The organism is Acinetobacter stercoris (assembly GCF_900323515.1).
GTDB lineage: Bacteria > Pseudomonadota > Gammaproteobacteria > Pseudomonadales > Moraxellaceae > Acinetobacter > Acinetobacter stercoris.
The window spans coordinates 1-2,243 of sequence record NZ_OOGT01000334.1 but is presented as its reverse complement, the minus strand read 5'-3'; the positions used below and the strand labels follow the sequence as shown (position 1 = coordinate 2,243).

The 2,243-nt window shown below is 32.7% G+C and carries 2 protein-coding genes; both read right to left on the bottom strand.

The annotated features are described in order from the left end of the window. Positions 1 to 193: 193 nt before the first annotated feature. Positions 194 to 1,351: a glycoside hydrolase family 108 protein gene (locus KPC_RS20655; protein ID WP_213065916.1), complete on the bottom strand. Its 1,158-nt coding sequence runs from the start codon at positions 1,349 to 1,351 to the stop codon at positions 194 to 196. A 3-nt stretch (positions 1,352 to 1,354) separates the two neighbouring features. Continuing rightward, positions 1,355 to 2,243: DUF2345 domain-containing protein (locus KPC_RS19205; RefSeq protein WP_146196676.1), on the bottom strand; the 889-nt coding region annotated here is incomplete at its 5' end.

The window sequence follows — 2,243 nt, the reverse complement described above, 5'->3', positions numbered from 1 at the left end:
TTTGATATATAACANTATTCACCGATGATATTATTATCTGCCTCTTTTATTTCTAGAGTAAAAGTATGAATNGGTACACCTTGATTATTTTCAGCACCTTCTTCCCCCCAAGATCCANTCCATTTTTCATTTNCAGAATTAGTANCNGTGGTACTTAGCATAATCAAAATTATCAATAAACTTCTTTTCATATTTACAATTCAACCTTTAAACAATCATCTACCCGATTTAACCAACCTTTTAAAAATTTATAGTTTTTTGATTTTTCACCATTTTTCTTAAATGCTAAGGAAGTATAATACTGTTTTCTAATCTTAGTAATAGAATTTAATAAATCGATTTGATCAGAAATTGAGTTTAATGCATTAATTGTTTGTGACCCCATTACTCCATCAATAGCAATTTTTTGGTGATATGCATTTACTAATAACTTTTGAATCTCTTTTGCAGCTCCTCCTGACGTAATTGTCCAATCATATACCATCAAACCCACTCTATCATTTTTAATTTGGCAAAACCCTTTAGGTTCCCAATATCTTTTTCTATAAATAACCTCGGCTTGATCATCAGATATTTTTTTTAAATTATCTAATGTTGGTGCGACTCCTAAATCCACTTGAGCATATTTAGTCCATGTATTCCATGCAATCCCCTTATTTGTAGCTCCCCCAGAATCATTAGGATCGTTAACATATCCCCCTTCATGCCTCAGTATAACTCTTGAAACTATATGAAATTTTGTTGTACAGTTTGTATGCTCAGGATCAACGTTATTATTAGTATTAGGTTCATTCTGTTGTGTATTAGTATTATTTAAATAATTATCTACAGAAATAAATAAAGGTGCTGCTGTTTTCCTTTTTGCTAAGTATGTGATACTTTTAGATAAAGTTACTCCATCAGGAAAAATATATGATAGAGTTACAGGCTCACCAATTATTGAATTTATTTCTCTTTCTGCATTTTCAGTGCTTAAAACACTAGTTTTCCCTAAATAATTTATTTTGAAATTTGTATGTATTATTCTCTCTTTAGAATGTTTACTTAACCAAATTATTCTTGTTTTTGAAACATAATTACCTCTAGAATATTTTAATCTTACATTGAATCTCCTCGTACTATTAACTCCTGATTTACAATAAAACACTTCATCAAAACTATCATTTGGGCTGAGCAGTTTAATTTCAATGTCTCTATTTGGAGATGCTTGAAATTCAAAAAAACCATCTTTATCGGTATACGCTTCAGATGCCATTCTTCCATTTTTTGGTCCTCTAATTAAAGGAAAACCTGGCATCTTTTTTCCTTCATTGTCAAAAACTTGAATTATTACATTTACTAGTTTAGACATATCTCACCCTTTATTATCTAAATTTAAAGCTTCATCTAGTAAAGGATCCTCGTAATCTGAGTTCAGATTATTTGAAGTGATTCCTATGTCATCACTAAATGATAAAATCCCAATTACAGTTTTAGAATCCTCAGTAAAGAACCTATTAGATGAGATATTATTTTTGATTATGCATTTATTTTGTGTAATTAATCTTCCTGTATTTTTATCAATTACGAAAGTCATAAAATTATCATTTTTACATAATTCAGATTTAGATATAGAATAATCAAATTTGTTACTATAATTACTATTAAAAATTGGAAGTGATATTTGCGGCATCGAAACTTTTTCCCCACTCATAAACACATGCTGCCCACTTTGTACTTTGAAGTATCTATCTGTATTCACAAATACCCCTTGTTGATTGATGAGGAGCTGTGACCCGCCTGCTTTAATATCAACCTCTATCGGACTGGTGATCAGGATTTTGCCTTCCGTCGCGGTAATCTTGATATCTAATCGGGCAAATAACTCCATCAAGGCATTTTGCGCATGCATCTGGATTTTTTCATTGGCAGCAATCACGCTAATCCCATTTACCGCAAAGGCAGTATATTTCCCCTGTGCATGCATCAGGATATTTTTTTGTGAGCTAAAGTTGGTTGAACCGCCTGAACTAAATCCAATCTCCTGACCTGCATGATTGACGATATCTTCAGGTGTAGTCATCGCGATGCCATTCGGTGAAGCAAACAGCATCAACGCCTGTCTAAACAGCGTGCCATTGCTTTGGTTTTCTGCTGAGGTATTTTCACTATTCTCCGTGTCTTTGTTAAAGCTACTCATAAAACTTTGTGCGGTATTTAACAACCCATTCAGGCCACTACCACCAGTCAAGGCACTGCTCAAG

Coding starts and splice junctions, on each gene's coding strand:
- KPC_RS20655 (WP_213065916.1), bottom strand. CDS start 1,351: ATGTCTAAACTAGTAAATGTAATAATTCAAGTTTTTGACAATGAAGGA.